Here is a 21,527-nt window from a genome sequence, read left to right on the forward strand (position 1 = left end):
TTTCATGCACCTTTCACTTCGGGAACACGCTCGCGAACGCGCCGCTCAGCGCCGACAGCGGGACGTCCGGGTCGGCCCCGGCCCGCCGTACGACCTCAGTGAATCCGCCGAGGAGGCGGCGCGCGGTCGCGGGCGCGAACAGATCGCTGCTGTAGTCGAGGACGCCGCCCAGCCCCTCCGGGCCCCGCCACAGGTCCATCGAGACTTCCGACTTGGTGTGGCTGGGCGGGACCGTGTAGACCTCCCGATCGAGGTCGGCCATCCGGGTCCCCAGCAGGTCGTCCTTGGGCAGGTTGTGCAGATTGAACATGGCCTGGCACAGCGGCGGCCTGCTGATGTCGCGGGGGACGCGCAGCGCGGCCAGGACGTGCTCGAACGGCACCTCCGCGTGCCGCATCCCGGCCAGGGTCGACTCCCGCACGCGGTCCAGCAGCTCGTGGAACGACGGGTCGCCGGACAGGTCGGCGCGCAGCACCATCGTGTTGCCGAAGTAGCCGATCAGCGGCGCCAGCTCGCTGCGGGTACGGCCGGCCACCGGCACGCCGATACAGAAGTCGGTCTGGCCCGACGCCAGGGCGAGGGTCGCCTGGTAGGCGGCGACCAGGGCCATGAAAGACGTGCAGCGCCGCTTCCTGGCCACCTTCTCCAGCGGCGTGATCTCCTCCGGCGGCAGCAGCAGGTGTTCGCGCCCGCCGCGCCCGGACCAGCGGTCCGGCCGGGGGTGGTCGGCCGGAAGGTCCAGCGCGGGCGCGCCGGCCAGGCGGCGCGTCCAGTGCTCCAGGCCCTGCGCGTGGTCCCGCTGTCTCTCCTGTACGGCGAAGCGGGGGTACTGCGTGGGCAGCTCCGGCAGCTCGGGCTCACGTCCCTCGCGCCCGGCGGCGTAGCACTCCGTGAGCTCGCGCAGGAGCACGTCGAGCGACCAGCCGTCCATCACGATGTGGTGCAGGACGATGCACACGACCGCGTCGTCCTCGCCCGGCTCGGCCAGCCCGGCCCGCAGGGGAGGCTCGTTCTCCAGGTCGAACGGGCGCTCGACGAACTCCTTCAGGGCCCGGTCGAGGTCGGCCTCCCCGGAAAGCGCGATCTTCTCCAGCGGCACGGGTCCGGGCGGCAGCACGACCTGCACGGGGGCGTCCCCGCGCAGCCGGAAGCGGGTCCGCAGCACCTCGTGCCGCTCCACGATCCGGGTGAACGCCGCGGTCAGCGCGTCCACGTCGAGCGGCCCGCGCAGCCGCATGCACCAGGGCGTGTTGTAACTGGTGTCGCCGGGGTCGAAGCGGCTGAGGAACCACAGGCGCTCCTGTCCCGGCGACAGCGGCCACTCCTGCCCGCCGGGTTCCCGCGGCGCGCCCCCGAGGGAGCGCAGCAGCGCCGCCCGGCGCTCGGGGGGCAGCCCGGCCAGCTTCTCGATCAGCGCGGCGCGGCGCTCCGCGGTGGTCATCTGTCCCGGGCGCTCAGCGTTGCCGGGTCGCGTACGCTCAGCGTTTCCGGGTCGCGTGCGCTCAGCGTTGCCGGGTCGCGTACGCTCAGCGGGCGCATGTCGGTCCACACCGTCTCGATGTGGTCCAGGCATTCCTGCCGCGTGCCCGCGAAGCCGGTGGCCCGCCACCCGGCGGGCGGCTCGCGGTCGCTCCACCATACGGAGTACTGCTCCTCGTCGTTGACGACCACGAGCATCGGGGAGTCGGTCATGTCACCTTCCCAAGACGGTCATTGCGGAGGACGGGGCTCGGCCACCGCCCTCGATCAAGCGGGGACAGGCGGGCCAGCCGGCGGGGCCGGCCGGCGGCGCCGTGCACAGGACGTAGTGGTGGGGGGCGAGCACGTCGGTCCGGCCGGCCGCGGCGCGCATCACGGCGGTGTGGACGGCCTCGGGCGTGTCCAGCCCGGGACGCGCGACGAGATACCCGGTCAGCCGGGCCGCGGCCGCGTCTCCGGCGTCGTCTCCGGCGTCGTCTCCCGCGTCGTCTCCCGCGTCCTCCACCACGACCGCGGCCAGGTCGGTCCCGCACACCCGGCGCAGCAGCGCCTCGGTCTCCGGCACGTCCACCCAGTCGGGGCCGATCGCCGTCCACCCGGCGGGGCGCAGCACCGGGTCCAGGCCCGCCACCTTCGCGACCTGGTCGAGCGGCACCTCCTCGGAGACCGCCCGGACCAGCAGTTCCTCCAGGCCGGTGAGCATCCGCCCGGCGACGTCTCCGGGCAGGAAGGCCGTGTCCACCAGCACGTAGAACTCGCAGGTGGACGGGGCCGGGCCGGTGGCGAAGAAGATCCTCGCCTTGACCTTCGAGTAGGCGCCGACGAAGAACGTCCTGGTCCGGTCGCGCAGTGCGGCGAGCGCCGCGGCGTCCCCGGGATCGACCGGCGGCAGGCCCTGCCAGCGGCCCGCCTGCCTGACGTCGTTGAAGAACGCGTCCAGGTCGATGTCGGCGCCGCGGTCCCACGCCTCCGCTTCCCACGCGGCCTGAACGAGCGCGGGGTCGTAGTGCCCGTTCCGGTAGGTAGCCATGGTCCTGCGGTGTCCGTGCCGCAGCGCGTCGGCGAACGTGCCGGCCCCCAGCTCGACGACGCACAGCCCGTCCTGGGCGGCGGGCCCGGCCATCGCCTCCATCCCCGGGTGGTGCCGGTTCGACACGATGAGCTGCAGCGCCGCCGTGGGGTGCCCGGTGACGGCGGCCAGCAGCGCGGCGCTGGCGACCGTGAGCACGCTGGAGGTCGTCACGCCGTGCCGGGCGGCGAGCGCCTCGGCGGCGACGGCCGCCGCCGGGGAGTCCATCCCGTGCCGGACGAAGCGCGGCTCCTCGGGTTCCCTCGTCGGGAAGTCGAACATCGAACGCGGGGCGGACGCCAGCCCGGTCCGCCAGTGCCGCAGCGCCTGGCCGCCGGGCGGCGGGTCCGACCGCTCGGAGGCCGCCTGGTCGAGCGGCTGCCAGCCCGGGCCGGGCAGGTCCTCCCCCGCGACCAGCCGCGGCCACTCCGCGGCCACCATGTTCAGCGACCAGCCGTCGAGCGCGAGATGGGACAACGCGAGCGCCAGCGCGCGTGGCCGGCCCCTCTGGCAGACCACCGCGCACCGGATCGGCAGCTCGGCCGCGTAGTCGAACCCGGTCGCGGCCAGCTCGGCGGCCAGCGCCTTGGCCGCGCTCATCGGCTTGGCCGCCGCCTCGTACACGCCGACCGTGAGCCGGCCCTCCCGGCTGACGCGCTGGACCGTGTTCTCCCCGGTACCCTCCCCGTTCCCCCCGGTGCCCTCCCCGTCCTCGCCGTTCCGGACGAACGCCGTGCGCAGCGTCTCGTGCCGCTCGACGAGACGGCCCACGGCGCGCAGCACCGCGTCCAGGCCGGCCGCGCCGGTCACCGGCAGGGTCCAGGCCAGGTTGAAGTAGGGGTCGCCGTCGTCCAGCCACTGCGTGGAGCGCCAGATCCCCTGCTGGCCCCAGGTCAGCGCGGCCTGCCCGCCCCGTGCGCCGCGGAACTCCACGGTGCGCGGCGGCAGCGCCGTGAGACCGGTGACCTGCGCCGGCGGGCTCGCGGTCACTTCCGCTGCCCCGCGATGTGCTCGACCAGGCCGTCGAGCGTGTCGAGGTGGCCGCCGTCCAGGTCGACGTCGCAGTCGAACTCGGTCTCCAGCAGGTCGATCAGCCGGAGGTAGGCGATCGAGGTGAGGCCGAGCGCGGGCAGGCTGCAGTTCGCCGCCAGGATGTCGGCGACGGTGAGATCGCCGCCGCTCGCCTTCGACACCAGCTCGGCCACGCGCTCCCTCAGCACGCCTCCTCCCGCAGGCGGGCGATCTCCGCCGCGATCCCGGTGATCGTCGGCTCGTCGAAGAACACGTCGAAGGACAGCTCCACGTCCATCCGCTCGCGCACCTTCGCGATGATCTGCGTGATCGACAGCGAGTGCCCGCCGAGGTCGAACAGGTCCTCGTCCGGGCCGATCTCCGGCATGCCGAGCACCTCGCGCCAGATCTCGCCCACCTCCGCGAGGTACGGCACGGCGTCCGCCTCGCCAGCCCGTGCCGAGGGGGCCGGCTCCCCGGCCCGGGCGAAGGACGGCTCGAGCGGGGAAGGCAGCGGCAGGTCGGCCACGTCGGCGTCCGGAGCGGCGGCCAGCGCCCGCAGCAGGGCGAGCAGGTCCTCGGCGACGGTCTCGCAGCCCGACCGGTCCAGGACGAGCGGGTTGAACTGCAGCCGGGCCGCGACGCCGTCCGGCGCGTCCACCACCTGCAGGTGCAGCGTGCCGCGCACCGCGTGGTTGAACGACATCCAGTCCACCGACGCCTCGACGCCGGGGAACTCCGGCGCGCTCCCGTCACGCCTGCGGTAGCTGACCGACACCGGCGTCAGCGCGGTGCGCGGGCTCACCCCGCCGACCGCACGCGCGAGCGGCACCTCCCGGAACCGGTACGTGGCCCGCAACTCGTCGCGTACGGTGTGGGCGAACTCGGCGAACGTCCCGCCGGGTGCCGGGGCGGGCACCGGCAGTTCGTTCACGAACAGGCCGATGTGGCCCCGCGTCTCCTCGGTCCTGGTCGACAGGTCGACGGCCACCGCCGCGCCCTCGTTGCCGTACGCCGCGAGCAGGGTGTGCACGGCGGCGAGCACCAGCTCGAACCGGGTGACGCCCATCTTGTCCGCGGCGACGGCGAGATCGGCGGGCAGCGCGAAGTCGACGGCGTCGCCGTCCGCCGCGCGGGTCGAGACCCCGGACAGCCCGGGCAGCCGCAGGTCCTGCCGGTCCTGCCAGCGGCCGCGCCAGAACTCGGCGGCGTCGCCGAGCAGCTCGGCCACCCGGGTGTTCTCCCGCTCGACGGCCTCGCCGTAGGTCAGGGGAAGGGCCGGCGACGGCAACCCGGCGTAGGCGCCGGCCAGGTCGCGCACCAGGATGTCCTTCGACATGCCGTCGAAGACGGCGTGGTGGGCGACGAAGACGAGCAGGTGCCGCTCCGGCGCGAGCCGGAACACCGTGAACCGGGCGGCCGGCCCGGTCCCCAGGTCCAGGGCGAGCGACGCCTCGCGGTCGACCAGCTCGCCGGGCTCACGCCCTGCGTCCTCGAACCCGGAGGCGTCCTCGAACCCGATCGGCGGCGGCACGGCGGCGGGCACCAGGCGCACCACGCCGTCCCGCTCCGCCAGGGCCGCGGCCAGCTGGGGATGCGCGCGGACCACGTCGTGGCAGGCCGCCAGCAGCCGGTCCACGTCGAGGGGGCCGTCGAACCGGATGGCCAGCGGCATGTGATACACCCGGCCCCCGCAGCCCATCTGCTCCGTTATCCACATGCCGTGCTGTGCGAGGGACGCCTGCTCCCCCTCGTCGATGAGTGTCGGTGACATCTCACTTGCCTTCCGTCGTGCTGATCACGGAGTCGCCCAGCAGCGCGGGCAGCTCCTTCTTGATGACCTTGCCTGACTGGTTCCTGGGCAGGCTGTCGACCACGAGGACCCGTTCGGGCAGCTCGTGCCAGGCCAGCCGGTCCATCAGGAAGGCGCGCACCTCGCTCTCCGACAACCCGAGGCTTGCCGACTGTCCCGGCGACCGGGGCGAGCCGGGCACGACCGCGGCGCCCAGCACGGAGCCCAGCACCGGATGCGGGAGCCCGAACACGGCCGCCTCGGCGATCCCCGGGTGCTCGTGAAGCGCGGCCTCCACCTGCAGCGTGGACACCTTGAACGCGCCGGTCTTGACCACGTCGCTCTCCCTGTCGACGAGGTAGAGGTAGCCGTCGGCGTCCACGTATCCGACGTCTCCCATGCGCACCCAGCCGTCGCGGAACGACCGGGCGCTGGCCTCGGCGTCGCCGTAGTAGGACCGGGTGGCGGTGGGCGACCGCATCCACACCTCGCCGGTCTCCCCGGGCGGGAGCGGGTTGCCCTCCTCGTCGGTGATGCGCAGCGAGCCGCCGAACGCGGGCCGCCCCAGCGCGGCCGGCCGCGTCCGGTCGTAAATCATGATCGTCTGGGCGGGGGCGGCCTCGGTGGACGTGTAGTAGTTCGTCACGGTCGCGTTCGGGAAGGCCACCGACAGACGTTCCGACAGGGCGGGGGGAAGCGCGGCCGCCGCCGACCCCAGCAGCACCACGCTGGACATGTCGTGCCGCTCGTGCAGCCCGGCGTCGAGCAGCTCGATCGCCATCGAGGGCACCAGGAACACCGTGCCGGGACGGTAGGTCTCGATCAGCCGGGCGAACCGGCCGGGCGTGAACCTCGCCGGGGTCAGCACGGTCGGCCGGGCGTCCAGCGCGTTGATCAGCATGGTCTGGCCGGCGTTGGTGCCGATCGGGAAGGCGTGCAGCAGGTGGCGCGAGTGGGCGAACCTGCGGTGCTTGGGCTGTGTGACGCACCCGTAGGCCAGGTTGGCGTGGCTCGCGCCGACCCCCTTGGGCCGCCCGGTCGTGCCGGAGGTGTAGAGGATCTGCGCCAGGTCGCCGGGCCGCACCCGCGGTCCTTCCTGCGCCGTCTCCGCCCCGAAGCCGGCTTCCAGCTCCGCCGGGGTCGCGGTCCACGGCTCCCCGGCCCTCTCCACAGGCCCCGGCCCCGACGGCGCCGTGAGGTCCCGGCCGAGCAGCACCGCCGACGCCGCGCAGTGCTCGATCATGTAACGCAGCTCGGCGGGCGCCAGCCGGTCCGACATCGGCACGGCCACCGCGCCCGCCTTGAGCACCCCGAAGAACGCCACGGCGAAGTCGATCCAGTCGCGGCTGCCGAAGTGCAGCGCCACCCGGTCGCCCGGAGCGACGCCCCGGTCCGCCAGCCCGGCGGCGAGCGCCGCCGACCTGCGGTCCCATTCGGCGAAGGTGAGCGTCCCGTGCCCCTCCACGATCATCGCGACGCCGTCCGGTTCCTGCCCCGCGCGCAGCCGCAGCAACTCCGGCACGGTGAGCGCGGGCGCGCCCCGCGTCCTCGTCGTCCTCGTCGTCCCCGTCATGCGTGCTCCTTCTCGGGTTCGCGGGCCGCCCGTGTGTCCGTGCGCGCGTCCGCCCGTGCGTCCGTACGGGCGGCCGCGATGCGTTCGGTCAGGGCCTGGTAGCCGACGACGTCGTCCGGCAGGGCGTCGGGCACGTCGGTGTCGAACCGGCGCAGCACCCGGATCCGCAGCGCGACCAGTGCGATGACCGCGATCGCCACCGCGAAGCAGGCGTACATGAAGCCGATCCCGCGGCCGACGCCGGTGCCGAGCACCGCGCCCGCCGTGCTCGCGAGCGGCCCGTCCGGAGCGAGCAGCGGCTCGAAGACCTGCGCGCCGTACGGCGCGACCAGGCCGAACCCGATGGGCAAGGTGGACCAGGCGATCAGCGTGTTCAGCGCGATGACCCGGCCGTGGAACCGCTGCGGCACCTTGACCTGGATGATCGTGGCGTAGACGCCGTTCAGCAGGGTGAGGCACAGCGACATGCCGAACGCGCCGACCGCGATGAGGAACAGGTCCGGGCGCAGCCCGGTCAGCAGGCAGAACACCGACAGGGCGAGCGTGGACAGCAGCACGCCGAGCAACCGCCTGCGGCGCGGTCCGCCCCAGGCGGCCATGGCCAGGCCGCCGAGGAAGGCGCCGAGCCCGCCCGCGAACGACACCCGTCCGACCTCGGCCAGCGACCCGAACGACAGCACCAGCGGCGAGATCATCATGAACAGCGGGGACAGGAAGATGTTCAGCACCGCGAAATAGAACAGCATCGCGCGGAAGCCCCGGTTGCCCCAGGAGTGGCGGATGCCGCCCATCATCTCGGCGAGCACGCTCTCCCGCCGCTTCCAGGCCATCGTCGCCGGGAAGCGGATCAGCGCGACGGTGAGCGTGGCGACGACGTAGCTGACCACGTCGATGACGAGGATGCCCTCCAGCCCGATCGCCGCCATCAGCCCGACCGCGATCAGCGGCACGATGAGCTGCGCGGTGCCGGTGGCCATCTGGACGACGCCGTTGGCGTGCCCGAGGAACCGTTTCGGCACCAGCTGCGGGATCGCCGAGCCGTACGCGAGCCGTTGGAAGGTGAGCGCGACCGACAGGCAGACCAGCAGCGGATAGATGTGCCAGGTCTGCAGGTTCCCGGTCCACAGCAGCAGTCCCAGCACGAGCTGGGTGCCGCCGGCGGCCGCGTCCCCTGCCATCATGACCTTGCGCCGGTCGAACCGGTCGACGATGGCTCCGGCCAGCGGCGCGACGAGCATGCCGGGCAGCAGTCCGAGCACGGAGAACAGCGCGAACCGGGCGAGCGAACCGGTGGTGAGGTAGATCCACAGCGGGATGGCGAACTCGGTCAGCGCGGAGCCGGTGATCGAGACGAGCTGTCCGGCCGCGACGACGAGGAAGCGCCGCATGCTGGGCGGTGGGCCGACGCGCACCGGCGTGCCCACCGCGCCGTCCGGTTCGTCCTGCGTCCCGCTCACCTCGGCCTCAGCCGCGCCGGTTTCAGCCGCGTCCACCTGGGCCGCGTCCATCTGGGCCCTGGCCGCGGCGGACCGGCGCGAGACGCCCTGCAGCCACCAGGTGCGGTCCTCGTCCCGTTCCATCCCCTCCGTACGCCCGGAGGCGAGGGCGGCGTAGGTGCCGGTGACGATCTCGGCCAGCTCCTCGTTGCGGTAGCGCAGGAAGAAGTGCCCGGCCTCGTCGAGGACGACGCACGCCGTCTCGTCTGACAGGCAGTGCCACTCCTTGTAACGTTCCTGGTAGAACTCGGCCGCCGGGTCGCGTTCGCCGACCACGGAGATCACCGGCGCGCGCAGCGCCGGACCGCCGCCCTCCTCGAAGATCCGCGTGAAGTACCGCTCGGCGGCGCGGGTGCCTTCGCGGCGGTTGCGCACGATCAGTTTGACCTGTTCCCGGCCGAGGTCCTCCACGTCGAGCCCGGCCGCGGTCAGGGCGTTGACCCGCTGCTGGTCGCTGGTGAGGCGGTCGAAGAAGGCACCGAGCCAGTTCAGCCCGCGGCCCGGGCGGGCGAAGGGGAACACGCCGCCGAGGTACAGCGCGTCCACCGTGCGGCCGTCCGCCTCCAGCCTCCGGGCCATCTCGGCGGACAGCATGACGCCGAGGCCGCAGTGGCCGTACAGCACGAGCGAGCCGCCGTCCCTGTCCATGATCTCGGAGATCTCGGCCACGCAGTCGAGCACGACCTCGTCGAACGGCCGGGCCTCCTCACCCAGCTCGTGACCGGGCACGGCGACCGAGTAGAGCGCCCAGTCGTCCGGCAGCGCGTCCGCGAGCGGCTGGTAGACGACCGCGCTGCCCCCGCCGTATGGCACGCACACCAGGGTGGTGGTGGCGGCCCGGGCGGGGGTGAGCCGGTGCAGCAGGGATCGCGGCACGTCCCCCTCGGCCGTGAGCAGCCGGGCCAGCTCACGGACGGTGCGGTGCTTGAACACGTCGAGCACCGTGATCTGCCGGTCCGGATGCGCCTTGCGCAGCCGGGCGATGACGCGCATCGCCAGCAGCGAGTGGCCGCCCAGGGCGAAGAAGTCGTCGAGCGCCCCCACGCGCTCGACGTCCAGCACCTCCGCCCAGACGCGGGCCACGTCCTCCTCGGCGCCGGGCGCCGGGGCGACGTATTCGGCCGCCGCCACGTCGGCCTCCGGCTCGGGCAGCCGCGAGCGGTCCACCTTGCCGTGCGACTTGAGCGGCAGCTCGTCCAGCCAGGCGTACCGCGACGGGATCATGTACGCGGGCAGCCGGTCGGCCAGCCACGCGCGCACGTCCGCGGTCTCCGGCCGCGCGCCGTCCACGGCGCTTTCGGCGTTCCCGGCGGCGGCGGGGACGAGGTAGGCGACGAGCTGCTCGCCGCGTGGCTCGACCACGGCCTGGGCGACGTCCGGATGGTCGGCCAGCACCGACTCGACCTCGCCGAGCTCGACCCGGTAACCGCGGATCTTCACCTGCAGGTCGCGGCGGCCGAGGAACTCCAGGTCGCCCGCGTCGGACCACCGGCCGAGGTCGCCGGTGCGGTACATGCGCGCGCCGGGCGGGCCGTACGGGTCGGGGAGGAACCGGTCGGCGGTCAGGCCGGGACGGTTCAGGTAGCCGCGGGCCAGCCGGTCGCCGCCGAGGTAGATCTCCCCCGGCACTCCCGCGGGCACCGGCCGCAACCGCTCGTCCAGCACGTACGCCCGCGCCCCGGGCAGCGGCGAGCCGATCGGCAGGCTCACGCTCGCCTCGGCCGGGCCGTCGGGAGCGGGCAGCCGGGCGACGTCGTAGGTGGTCACGCCGACGGTGGCCTCGGTCGGCCCGTAGTGGTTGACGACCCGGCAGCGGCCCGTCGCCTCGAGCTCGGCCGCCCAGCCGCGCGGGGCCGCCTCGCCACCCAGGAGCAGCAGCTTCCTGGGCAGCAGGTCGTCAGGCCCGGCGTCCGCGAGCAAGGCGGCCAGATGCGACGGCGTGATCTTGAGGTAGTCGATCCCGGTCCGCCGGAAGATCTCCGCCAGCTCGGGACCGGCGGTGCGCGAGGGCACCAGGTGCAGGGTGCCGCCGGTCATCAGGCACAGGTAGAAGACCGTGACGCCGAAGTCGAAGGCGAGGGACTGGAGCAGGGCGAAGGACGAGCCGGGCTCCACGTCAAGCCGCTCGCGCACGCCGGCGAGGTAGACCATGACCTCGTGGTGCTGCACCGCGACGCCCTTGGGCCGCCCGGTGGTGCCGGAGGTGTAGATCACGTACGCCAGGTCGCCCGGCGCCGCGGGCTCCCAGGGGTCCACCGGCTCCTGTGCCTCCTCGTCGAGGTGCACGGCGGTGATCGCGTCGGGCAGCCGGTCGCGCAGGTCCGGGCTGGTCACGACGATGGACGCGGCGGCGTCGGCCAGGACGTACTCGAGCCGGCCGCGCGGGTGCTCCGGGTCGAGCGGCAGGTAGGCCGCGCCCGCCTTGAGCACGCCGAGCACCGCGACCGCGAGCCCGGTGGACTGCTCCAGGCAGATCGCCACGCGGTCGTCGCGCCGCACGCCGAGCCCGCGCAGCCGCCGGGCGAGCCGGTCGGCCGCGGCGTCCAGCTCGGCGTACGTGAGAGCGTCGCCGCCGCAGGCGACGGCGGTCGCGGACGGGGTGCGGGCCGCCTGGGCGGTGATCACCTCATGGAGCGCCGACGCCCCGCCGAACGCGTCCGCCGGGGGCGCCACGGCCTCGGGAGCCGCTCCCGCGAACCCGAGCACGCGGTCGCGCTCGGCCGCCGGGAGCAGCTCCAGGGTCGACACCCGGGCGTGGGGATCGGCGACGATCGACCTGAGCAGGTTCTCGAAGCACTCCGCCAGGCGCGCGATCGTGGCCGGCCGGAACAGCTCGGTGCGGTAGGTGATGTTGCCGCGCAGGCCGTCGCCCTGGTCCATCAGATAGAGCGCGAGGTCGAACCTGCTGGCGGTCACCTCGAACGGGTACGCCGACATGGTCAGGCCCTGGGTGCGCAGCGGGGCCGACCGGTAGTTCTGCAGCGCGAACATCACCTGGAACACCGGCGATCTGCTCACGTCGCGCTCGACGCCGAGCTCGCCGACCAGCCGGTCGAAGGGGAGTTCCTGGTGCGCGTAGGCGTCCAGCGCCGTCTCGCGCACCCGGCCGAGCAGCTCGGTGAAGGTCGGGTCGCCGGACAGGTCGGCCCGCATCGGCAGCGAGTTGATGAAGAGCCCGACGACCCGCTCCAGCTCCGGCAGGTCACGCCCCGACACGGGCGATCCCACCGCGAAGTCGTCCTGGCCGGAGTACCGCGCGAGCAGCACCTGGTAGGCGGCGAGCAGGGTCATGTACAGCGTCGCGCCGTTCTCCCCGCCCAGCGCCGTGAGCGCGTCCACCAGCTCGCGGTCCAGCGCGACGCCGTGGGCGGCCCCCGCCGAACCCTGCTCCGGCGGGCGCGGCAGGTCGGTCGGCAGCTCGAGCGGCGGCAGCCCGGCCAGCCGCTCCCGCCAGTAACGGATGTCGTCCTCGTGGGTCCGTTCGCGTTCCCACAGCGCGTAGTCGCCGTACTGCACGGGCGGGGCGGCGAGACCGGCGTCGGTCCCGGTCCGGTACGCCTCGTGCAGGGCGAGCAGCTCCTCCATCACGATGTCGCACGACCAGCCGTCGGTGACGGCGTGGTGCATGGTCAGGAGCAGCACGTGTTCGCGGGCGCCGAGCCGGACCAGGAGCAGCCGCAGCAGCGGGCCGGTCGCGAGGTCGAACGGCCGGCTCAGCTCCTCCTGTACGTCCTCCTGCACAGTCGCGGGGTCGTCCGACAGCCGCAGCTCGACCAGCCGCAGCTCCACCAGGGGCTCGTCGTCCAGCACGATCTCCGGCGTCCCGTCGTCGGTGGTGACGAACCGGGTGCGCAGGCTCTCGTGGCGCCGGGCCACCTCGGTGAGGGCGCGCTCCAGGGCCGCGTCGTCGATCTCACCGCCGTCCAGCCGGACGGCGAAGGCGACGGTGTAGGCGGTGGTGCCCGGGGCGTACTGCTCCAGGAACCACAGGCGCTCCTGCGCGTGCGAAAGCGGCGGGTGGGTGCCGACCGGCCGCGGCGGCACGGTGACCCTCGCGGCTTTCCCGGCCCTGAGCCGCTGCGCCAGTAGCGCCTGCTTGGCCGGTGAGAGGCCGGTCCGGGTCACGACGCCGGCACCTCGGTTGAAATTTGCATTAAGAACATGGCATTCCTCTGTGCGCTCTGCGCCCGGTACGCCGGCGATTCGATGCGAAGACGCGGACGACCAACGATCCGGCGACGGAATCACCGCCGGTGAGCTTCCTGCCTGGTGCCTGGCGCGGCACGGAATACACTGGCCGCTCGCGCCGGTAACCCCCATTTCGGACGCGGTAGTGGGAACGCTCCCACGGCAGTGGAGGCTAGGGATCACGGCTTTCGTTCGTCAAGTGTCGTGGAAGTTTCTGTCCGTTATTAGCCCCAAGGCGGGGAATGTGAGGATATTGCCGCAGATCACGGACAATGCGGTCGTAATCTCCCAAATTCACCGTATGGCCAGGGATTGACAGGGCTCCTTACCGCACCTACCCTCCGTGGGAGCGCTCCCAGACAGGATGCTCCTGTCAATGATGCTGGCGCTCCTGTCCACGGATGCTGGTGCTCCTGTCCCGGGCAGCGGGGCCCGGCGTCGAGCGCGCCCTCGACCAGAGACGCACCAGGAGCGGACCACCTGTGATCGTCACCGCTGCACCGCCCCGGAGCCCGCGGCATGCCCTCAACGACGGGGATCTCCGCTCACTCCTCCTCATCCGGCACTTCGAACGCGCCCTGCTCCGCCTGTTCGAGCAGGGCGTGCTGAGCGGCACCACCCATACCTGCCTCGGGCAGGAGTACATCCCGGTCACGCTGTCGGCCCTGCTCCGCGACGACGACTTCGTGTTCAGCAACCACCGGGGGCACGGCCACTTCCTCGCCCGCCATCCCGACCCGCACGGCCTGCTCGCCGAGATCATGGGGCGGGAGGGCGCCCTGTGCGGGGGCGTCGGCGGCAGCCAGCACATCTACCACCGGCGTTTCCTGTCCACCGGCGTGCAGGGCGAGAGCCTGCCCGTGGCGACCGGGGTGGCACTGAAACTGGCCGGCACGGGAGCGCTGGCCTGCGCGTACATCGGAGACGGCACCTGGGGCGAGGGCGCCGTCTACGAAGCGCTGAACATGGCGTCCCTCTGGCGGGTGCCGCTGCTCGTCGTGGTCGAGCACAACGGCATCGCCCAGTCGACCCCCACGTCCGCGCAGATGGCCGGCACGATCGCCGCCCGGGCGGCGGCCTTCGGCGTCCGGCACCACCACGTCACCTCCACCGACGTCGGCGAGATCAGGGAGGCCCTCGCCCCGCTGGTCGACGCCGTGCGGGCCGAGCCGTCCCCGCTGGTCGTCGAGTTCGCCACGCACCGCCTCGGACCGCACAGCAAGGGCGACGACACCCGCTCGCCGGAGGAGATCCGCCGGGCACAGGAGTCCGACTGGTACGACCGATACGCCGAGGCCGATCCCGAGCGGTTCGCCCGGCTCGACCGGGAGCAGCGAGAGCTCGTCGAGCGGGTGGTCGCCGAGGTCTCCGCCCGGCCCCTCTCCCGGCCGGGGGGAGCGGCGTGACCAGGGTCTCCGAGCACCTCAACCAGGCGCTGCACGATCTCATGGAGTCCGACCCCTCGGTCCACCTGCTCGGCGAGGACGTCAGCGACCCCTACGGCGGCGCGTTCAAGGTCACCCGGGGGCTGTCCGGCCGGTTCGGCTCCCGCGTGAGGTCCACGCCGCTGAGCGAGGGCGCGATCGCCGGGGTCGGGGCCGGGCTGGCCCTGGCCGGCGACAAGGCCATCGTCGAGATCATGTTCGCCGACTTCGTGGCGCTGGCGTTCGACCAGATCACGAACTTCGCCGCCAAGTCCACCTCGATGTACGGCAGGCCCGTGCCGGTGCCGCTCGTGGTGCGCTGTCCCACGGGCGGCAACCGCGGCTACGGCCCGACCCACAGCCAGAACCCGCAGAAGCACTTCATCGGCGTGCCGGGGCTGTCCCTGTTCGAGATGACGCCGTTCCACGACGCGGGCGAGCTGTTCGCCCGGATGTTCGGGCTCGGCCGGCCCTGCCTGTTCTTCGAGGACAAGGTCCTGTACACGCGGCAGATGTACCGCACGGACGACCTGTTCCGGTTCGAGCTGGTGGACGACGTGGCGCGGGTGTACCTCGACGGCGCGGGCCGTCCCGACTGCACGCTGGTCACCCATGGCGGGCTCGTCCACCGGGCGCTCGACGCCATGCGGGCGCTGCTCCTGGAGGACGAACTGGTCTGCGAGCTGCTGGTGCCCGCCCAGCTCTACCCCGTGCCCCATCTGCCGGGACTGGAGGACGCGCCGCACGTCTGCGTCGTGGACGACGGAACCGAGGGCGGCACCTGGGCGGCCGAGGTGGCCACGGCGCTCTACCCGCGCCTGTGGGACCGCCTGCGCCGCCCGATCACGCTAATAAATTCGGCGGACGGGGTGATCCCCGCCGCCCCCCATCTGGAACGTGAGGTGCTCGTGCAGGCCGACAGCATCCGGGCCGCGGTGAGGGAGGCGCTGTCGTGACCGACTTCCGGGTGCCCAAGCTCAACAACAACGACACGTCGTACGTCCTGGTCGAGTGGCTGGCCGAGGACGGGCAGGCGGTGCGGGACGGCGATCCGATCGTGCTGCTGGAGACGTCGAAGGCGACCGAGGAGGTCGAGGCCCCGGCGGACGGCGTCCTGCGGCGGCTGCTCGCCGAGGGGGCCGAGTGCGAGCCGGGACAGGTGATCGCCCGCCTGCTCGGGAGCGCGGACGAGGCCGCCGGGGACACCGCGGGCGAACCCGCGCGGGAGGCCGCCCAGAAGACCGCTCAGGAGGCCGCGGACGAGAACCCGGGCACGCCGGAGACCCCGGCGCCGCCCGGCGACCCCTCCGGCGTGGTCGTCACGGCGCCCGCGCGCGAACTAATCGAGGCGCACGGCATCGCCATGGAGCGGGTGTACGCCCTCGGCCGCAAGGTGATCAGGCGGACCGACGTCGAGGAACTGCTCGGCGGACAGGCGCCGCCCTCCCCCGCGGCCGTCACCGGCGACGCCCCGGCGGCGGCCGGAGCGGGCGGGGACGACGACGCGCAGTGGATCACGCTGTCGCGGGCGCAGCAGCGGACGGCCGAGGTCGTCGAGCGCTCCCTCCGCGAGATCCCGGCGGCCTTCACGGCGATGAACGTCGACGTGACCGAGGTCCTGTCGCTCGCCCGCGACCTCACCCGCCGGCTGCGCACCCTGGTCGGCCTGCCCGAGATGGTGGTGAAGGCGGCCGGCGGGCTGCTCGACCGCTTCCCGATGTTCTTCGCGGCGCCCGGCCCCGGCCCGCGGGCGAGAAGGGCCGCCACCGCCGACGTGGGCGTGACGGTCGACGTGGGCCGCGGGCTGTTCATCCCGGTCGTCCGCGACGCCGGCAACCGGCCGCTCGCCGAGATCGCCGGCGATCTGGTCGGCTTCCGCAAGACGGCGCTCACCGGGTCGTTCCGGGAACGCGACCTCCAGGGGGGAGCCATCACACTCACCCTGCACACGCACGACGGCATCGTGTTCGCCGTCCCGATCGTCTTCCCCGGCCAGACGTGCGCGCTTTCGCTGACCGCGCCGCGTTCGGAGGTCGTCCAGGACGGTTCGGGCTTCGCCGTACGCAGGACCGCCACAATAGGCCTCGCATACGACCACCGTTTCATCAACGGTCGCGATGCCGCGGAGTTCCTCGGCGAACTCCGCACGGCGCTCGAATCACCCGCGCGTTTCCTCACCGAGAATGGATGAAGCCATGAACTCACCCGCACGGTTTCCGGCCGACTTCGTCTGGGGCGCGTCCACCGCGGCGTACCAGATCGAGGGCGCGACCACGGAGGACGGCCGCGGGCCCTCGGTGTGGGACACCTTCTGCGCGGTCCCCGGCAACGTACGCGACGGCGACAGCGGAGAGCACGCCGCCGACCACTACCACCGATACAACGAGGACCTGGACCTGATCGCCGATCTGGGCCTGGGCAGCTACCGCTTCTCCATCGCCTGGCCGCGGATCCAGCCGACCGGCTCGGGAAGGCCCAACCAGAAGGGCCTCGACTTCTACCGCCGGCTCGTGGACGGGCTGGCCGAACGCGGCATCCGGCCGATGGCCACGCTCTTCCACTGGGACCTGCCGCAGGAACTGCAGGACCGAGGGGGCTGGGAGAACCGGGAAACGGCCGAACGCTTCGCCGAGTACGCCGAGATCTGCTTCGACGCCCTGGAGATCAGGGACTGGCTGACGATCAACGAGCCCAAGACCGTGGTCGACTGCGGATACCGCTTCGGCAGCCACGCGCCGGGCTTCAAGGACGACGCTCGCGCGTTCGTCGCCTGCCATCACCTGCTGCTCGCCCACGGCCTCGCCTCCCGGGTGCTGCACGAGCGGCACCCCGGACGCCGCATCGGGCCGGCGCTCAACCTGCACCCCACCTACGCGGCCGACGACACGCCGGAGGCGCGCGAGGCGGCCCACCACCAGGACGGGCTGGAGAACCGGCTCTACCTCGACCCCGTCTTCAAGGGCCGCTACCCCGAGGACACGCTGCGCTGGATCTCCGAGCGCGGCCCGATGGCCGACCACATCCTCGACGGGGACCTCGGCGTCATCAGCGAGCCCATCGACGTCCTCGGCGTGCAGTACTACACCCCGGTCTTCGTGGACGGCAAGGGCGAGCGGGTCTTCCTGCACGAGCGGGCCCAGGCCGAGTGGCTCGAGATCTACCCCGATGGCCTCCACGACATCCTCGTCCGGGTGCAGCGGGACTACCCCGGCGTGCCGATGATCATCACCGAGAACGGCCTGGCCACCGTGGACGGGGTCGACGCCGACGGCCGCGTCCGCGACGCGCGACGGATCGCGTACCTGCGCGACCACCTGAACGCGGTGCACCGCGCCATGGAGGCCGGCGCGCGGGTCGAGGGCTACCACGTGTGGTCGCTGCTCGACAACTTCGAGTGGGCCGAGGGGTACAGCCAGCGGTTCGGCATCGTGCACGTGGACTACACGACGCAGCAGCGCACTCCCAAGGACAGCGCGTTCTGGTACCGCGACGTCGTGAAGAGCGGCGAACTGCGCTGACACCCCTGCGGGCCGCACGGGCCCGATGATCAGGGCCGGACGATCAGGGCCCGATGAACAGGGCCCGGCAACAGCCCGGCGAGCCGGCCCGGTGGGCGAGGCGGTTCCGCGCCGCGCACCGGGCTGGCGGCTTTCCGCCGACGGCCCGGGCTTCTCCCCGCGCCTTTTCCACCGGCGATTCCGCGGCACGGTGCGCACCCGGCCGCGCCTTTTCGCGTGCCCGGAACCATGGTGCGCGACGGCACGATGACGGCTGCCCGGAGCTGCTGAAACTTTCAGCACGGAATGGTGGGCGGTCGCCCATGCACGTGCATGCGAGGACCGCTCTGCGGCAAATTGATGCCGTTATACCGATCTACGCGATAATCCCGCGAATAAGTTGACGCGTCCGCCGAAAAGACTTAGCTTTACCCGAAGTGGGAGCGCTCCCACTATCCTCCCACCCCGCTTGGATCAAGGGCGATGAGCTGGGATAAAGTCCCTGCATACCGTCAGATGACCCGCTTCTTGACGTCGCGTCAGCGAGAGGACTCCCCCGTGCCCGATTACACGATTGCCGGCGGCGGATACCAGGCCACGATCAGCGAGCGGGGCGGCGCGCTCCGGGCGCTGTCCCACGAGGGCCGCGATCTGGTGACGAGCTGGCCGGAAGGCGGGCCGGTCCCCTACTACAGCGGCACCATCCTGGCCCCGTGGCCGAACCGGGTGGTCGGCGGCACGTACGTCTTCGAAGGGCGGCGCCGCCACCTGCCGGTGAACGAGCCCGACCGCGGCCACGCCCTGCACGGCCTGGTCGCCGAGCTCGACTGGAAGTGCGCGGAGCTGCTGTCGGTCGAGGACCACCACGGCCACGTACGGCTGACGCACGTCGTGGAGCCCACCGAGGGCTACCCGCACAGGATCGCCCTGGAGGTGCGGCACTCGGTGTCCGAGGAGGGCCTGTCGACCACGCTGACGGCGCAGAACGTGGGCGAGACGGCGGCGCCGTACGGCTGCGGGCCGCACCCGTGGCTGCTTGCCGGGCCCGACGTCACCGCCTACGAGCTCGGCCTGCCGGCCGGGCGGGTGCTGCTCACCGACGACCTGCTCGCCCCCACCGACCTGGTGGAGGTCGCGGAGACGCCGTACGACTTCAGGACGCCGCGCGTGATCGGGGACACCGCCGTCGACCACGCCTTCACGGGCGTGACGGAGGGGCGCGTGCGCGTGCTCGGGCCCGAGGGCGGGGTGGAGCTCACCTGGGACCCGGCGGTGATGCCGTGGGTCCAGGTCTGCACCGGCACGGGGCTCGGCCACCGGGGGCTGGCCGTGGAGCCGATGACCTGCCCGCCCGACGCGTTCAACTCGGGCACTGATCTGATCGTTCTGCAGCCGGGGGACAAGCACGAGGCCACGTGGACCATCGCGGTCACCACTGCGTCATTGGAAGGGTGAATGGACAGCAAGACGAAGAGGCGGTTGTCCCCCGCCCAGCTCGACGAGGTCACCCGCGACGCGCTGGGCTGCGGGGTGACCTCGTCGGAGGAGCTCGCCGACGGCTTCGCGAACGCCGTCTGGCGGCTCGGCCTCGACGACGGACGTCAGGTGGTGCTCAAGCTCGGGCCGCCGCCCGATCTGCGGCTGCTGACCTACGAGCGCCACCTGCTGCGCACCGAGGCGATGGTCTACCACCTCGCCCAGCCCGTGGGGCTGCCGATGCCCGCCCTGCTCAAGGCGTCGTTCGACGACCCGCTGCTGGGCGGCGACTACCTCATCCTGTCCGCCCTCGACGGGATGCCGTGGAACCGGACGTCGCTCAGCCCCGCGGAGGAGAGCGCGCTGCGGTTCGAACTGGGCCGCCACCTCGCCCGCCTGCACGCCATCCCGGGCACGGGTGTCTTCGGCTACCCGTACGCCGGGCTGACCGGCAGGACCTGGCGGGAGGCGTTCCTCGTCATGGTCGGCGCCCTGCTGGACGACGCGGTCTACTACAACACCCCGCTTCCCGCGACGATCGTGGAGATCGTCGGGCTCGTCCACATGAACGCGCACGTCCTCGACCAGGTCACCGCCCCGTCGCTGGTGCACTTCGACATGTGGCCGGGCAACGTGTTCCTGAACGGCGACAAGCGCGTCCAGGCGCTCATCGACCACGAGAGGGCGTTCTGGGGCGACCCGCTCGCCGACTTCGTCACCCCCACCATCTTCGATGAGCTGCGCGAGGACGATCCGATGCTCGCGGGCTACCGGCAGGAGGCCGGCCCGCTGACGCTGGACCACGCCGCCCGCGTCCGAATCGCCCTCTACCGGGTCTACCTCTACCTGATCATGCTGGTGGAGGACGGCCCGCGGCAGTATCCGGAGGAGGCCTACGCCCCCACCAGGGACATCACCACGCGGTCACTGGTCGCCTGCCTGGACCTGCTGCGCGCGGGGTCCCGAAACCACGCGCACGTCTGAGGTCACGCCTCCAGCGTGAGGGACTGCGAGCCGCACCCGTTGCCGGTGTGCGGCTCGGAGTCGCCGGTCGCGGCGAGGGCCGCGGGCGCTCCGACGGTCAGCGACGCCACAAGGGACAGGACCATCGCCCCGGCCGCGACACGGGGCAGGTGACTGACACGAGCACTCACAGCGGACTCCAGAAGGCCGACTCCATTGATCACAAAATAGCGGTCCCGCGCGCGCTCCGGTAGGCCCACATCTGGCGGCCCGGGCTCCCGCGTGAGATGATTTCAGCGGGTGATGAATTATGGAGACGACATGTGTGATCGCGGGCGGCGGGCCCGCGGGGGCCATGCTCGCGCTGCTTCTGGCCCGCGCGGGCGTCGACGTCACTCTGCTGGAGAAGCACGGGGACTTCCTGCGCGACTTCCGCGGTGACACCATCCATCCCTCGACCCTCCAGGTCCTGGACGAGATCGGCCTGGCCGAGGCGTTCCACCGGCTGCCGCACCGCAAGGCGTACTCGATGTCCATACGGACCGACGACGGCCAGGTGCCCATCGCCGACCTGCGGCGACTGCCGGGGAAGTACCGGTACATCGCCTTCGTTCCGCAGTGGGACTTCCTCGACCTCCTCACCCGCGAGGCGGCCGCGTATCCCAACTTCCACCTCCTGATGAACGCCAAGGTCGTCGATCTCGTACGGCACGACGGCGCGGTCCGCGGGGTGCGCTACCGCGACGAGCGAGGTGAGGAGCACGAGATACGGGCCGTGCTCACGGTCGCCGCCGACGGCCGGCACTCCGACGTGCGGCGGGCGGCCGGGCTGTCGCCGAGACGGTTCGGCGCGCCGATGGACGTCGTCTGGTTCCGGCTGACGCGGGAGGAGGGCGATCCCGAGCAGCCGTTCCTGCGGGCGTCGGCCGGACGGCTCATGGTCGCCATCAACAGGGAGACGTACTGGCAGCTCGCCTATCTCATCCCGAAGGGCGGCTTCGCCGCGCTCGAGGCGAAGGGCGTCGACGCGCTGCGCCGCGACGTGGAACGGCTGCTGCCCTACCTCGGCGGCAGGACCTCCGAGCTGCGCGGCTTCGACGAGACCGGCGTGCTCAGCGTCGAAGTGAACCGGCTCACGCGCTGGCACCTGCCCGGGCTGCTGCTGATCGGCGACGCGGCCCACGCCATGTCGCCGGTCTTCGGCGTCGGGATCAACCTCGCGGTGCAGGACGCGGTCGCGGCCGCCAACATCGTCGGGCCGGCGCTGCTGCGCGGCACGGCCCCCGCCGCGGTGCTCGCCAGAGTGGAGCGCCGCAGGAAGATCCCCACGGCCGTCGTGCAGACCGCGCAGCGGGTGGTGCAGGAACGCCTCATCCGGCCGGCGCTCGCCGGTCCCGTTGCGTCGGTCCCCGACCTCACCCGCGTGCCGGTGGTGCGCTCGCTGGTGCCCCGGCTCATCGGGCTCGGCGTGCTGCCCGAGCACGTACGTCTTCCGCTGCGAGAAAAAAGATCTCAGCAAATGGACAGGAAGGGGTCCACACGGGACAGGGTGCAATAAC

Annotated in this window: 15 protein-coding genes; 7 read left to right on the forward strand and 8 right to left on the reverse strand. The window is 72.5% G+C overall.

The genetic code is table 11. The features are described from left to right. Positions 1-13 precede the first annotated feature (13 nt). The 7 genes from HHX35_RS32390 to HHX35_RS32420 are packed head-to-tail and all read right to left on the reverse strand — an operon-like array spanning position 14 to position 12,545. The gene (locus HHX35_RS32390) at positions 14-1,441 is read right to left on the reverse strand and encodes a condensation domain-containing protein (RefSeq protein ID WP_182902460.1); all 1,428 of its coding nucleotides are present in this window, start codon (positions 1,439-1,441) and stop codon (positions 14-16) included. After that, the gene (locus tag HHX35_RS32395; RefSeq protein WP_396781288.1) at positions 1,438-1,677 is read right to left on the reverse strand and encodes an MbtH family protein; all 240 of its coding nucleotides are present in this window, start codon (positions 1,675-1,677) and stop codon (positions 1,438-1,440) included. The genes HHX35_RS32390 and HHX35_RS32395 overlap by 4 nt, the downstream gene beginning before the upstream one ends. A 16-nt stretch (positions 1,678-1,693) precedes the next feature. Further along, positions 1,694-3,538 (reverse strand): condensation domain-containing protein, encoded by a 1,845-nt coding sequence (locus HHX35_RS32400; RefSeq protein WP_182902462.1) that lies wholly within the window; start codon positions 3,536-3,538, stop codon positions 1,694-1,696. Then, complete coding sequence (locus tag HHX35_RS32405; RefSeq protein ID WP_139572866.1) at positions 3,535-3,768, reverse strand: acyl carrier protein; 234 nt, start codon at positions 3,766-3,768, stop codon at positions 3,535-3,537. The genes HHX35_RS32400 and HHX35_RS32405 overlap by 4 nt, the downstream gene beginning before the upstream one ends. Beyond that, positions 3,762-5,333, reverse strand: a complete 1,572-nt coding sequence (locus HHX35_RS32410; RefSeq protein ID WP_182902463.1) for a condensation domain-containing protein — start codon at positions 5,331-5,333, stop codon at positions 3,762-3,764. Before HHX35_RS32410 ends, HHX35_RS32405 begins: the two co-directional genes overlap by 7 nt. A gap of 1 nt (position 5,334) precedes the next feature. After that, entirely contained in the window at positions 5,335-6,924 is a 1,590-nt protein-coding gene (locus tag HHX35_RS32415; RefSeq protein WP_182902464.1) for a class I adenylate-forming enzyme family protein, read from the reverse strand. Further along, the gene (locus HHX35_RS32420) at positions 6,921-12,545 is read right to left on the reverse strand and encodes a non-ribosomal peptide synthetase (RefSeq protein WP_310739457.1); all 5,625 of its coding nucleotides are present in this window, start codon (positions 12,543-12,545) and stop codon (positions 6,921-6,923) included. The genes HHX35_RS32415 and HHX35_RS32420 overlap by 4 nt, the downstream gene beginning before the upstream one ends. 545 nt (positions 12,546-13,090) lie before the next feature. Between HHX35_RS32420 and HHX35_RS32425 the strand changes: the two genes are divergently transcribed. The 6 genes from HHX35_RS32425 (at position 13,091) to HHX35_RS32450 (ending at position 19,989) form a co-directional block, all read left to right on the forward strand. Continuing rightward, positions 13,091-14,014: a thiamine pyrophosphate-dependent dehydrogenase E1 component subunit alpha gene (locus tag HHX35_RS32425; RefSeq protein WP_310739458.1), complete on the forward strand. Its 924-nt coding sequence runs from the start codon at positions 13,091-13,093 to the stop codon at positions 14,012-14,014. Next, positions 14,011-14,988: an alpha-ketoacid dehydrogenase subunit beta gene (locus HHX35_RS44830; protein ID WP_182902467.1), complete on the forward strand. Its 978-nt coding sequence runs from the start codon at positions 14,011-14,013 to the stop codon at positions 14,986-14,988. Before HHX35_RS32425 ends, HHX35_RS44830 begins: the two co-directional genes overlap by 4 nt. Then, positions 14,985-16,223, forward strand: a complete 1,239-nt coding sequence (locus tag HHX35_RS32435) for a 2-oxo acid dehydrogenase subunit E2 (RefSeq protein ID WP_182902468.1) — start codon at positions 14,985-14,987, stop codon at positions 16,221-16,223. Before HHX35_RS44830 ends, HHX35_RS32435 begins: the two co-directional genes overlap by 4 nt. 4 nt (positions 16,224-16,227) lie before the next feature. Continuing rightward, a complete protein-coding gene (locus HHX35_RS32440) occupies positions 16,228-17,550 on the forward strand; it encodes a GH1 family beta-glucosidase (protein ID WP_220506154.1) in 1,323 nt (440 codons plus the stop codon). Between the two features lie 537 nt (positions 17,551-18,087). Then, positions 18,088-18,984 carry an aldose 1-epimerase family protein gene (locus tag HHX35_RS32445; RefSeq protein WP_310739459.1) on the forward strand — a complete coding sequence of 299 codons (897 nt, stop codon included), beginning with the start codon at positions 18,088-18,090 and terminating at the stop codon, positions 18,982-18,984. Then, positions 18,985-19,989: a phosphotransferase family protein gene (locus tag HHX35_RS32450; protein WP_182902471.1), complete on the forward strand. Its 1,005-nt coding sequence runs from the start codon at positions 18,985-18,987 to the stop codon at positions 19,987-19,989. A gap of 2 nt (positions 19,990-19,991) precedes the next feature. Here the strand turns inward: HHX35_RS32450 and HHX35_RS32455 are convergent, their stop codons facing one another. Beyond that, the gene (locus tag HHX35_RS32455) at positions 19,992-20,159 is read right to left on the reverse strand and encodes a hypothetical protein (RefSeq protein ID WP_161627906.1); all 168 of its coding nucleotides are present in this window, start codon (positions 20,157-20,159) and stop codon (positions 19,992-19,994) included. A gap of 119 nt (positions 20,160-20,278) precedes the next feature. On the opposite strand from HHX35_RS32455, the gene HHX35_RS32460 reads away from it, so the two are divergent. Beyond that, a complete protein-coding gene (locus HHX35_RS32460; protein ID WP_182902472.1) occupies positions 20,279-21,526 on the forward strand; it encodes an FAD-dependent oxidoreductase in 1,248 nt (415 codons plus the stop codon). Position 21,527 lies beyond the last annotated feature (1 nt).

The sequence above is a fragment of the Microbispora sp. H10830 genome, from assembly GCF_014161375.1.
Classification (GTDB): Bacteria; Actinomycetota; Actinomycetes; order Streptosporangiales; family Streptosporangiaceae; genus Microbispora; species Microbispora catharanthi.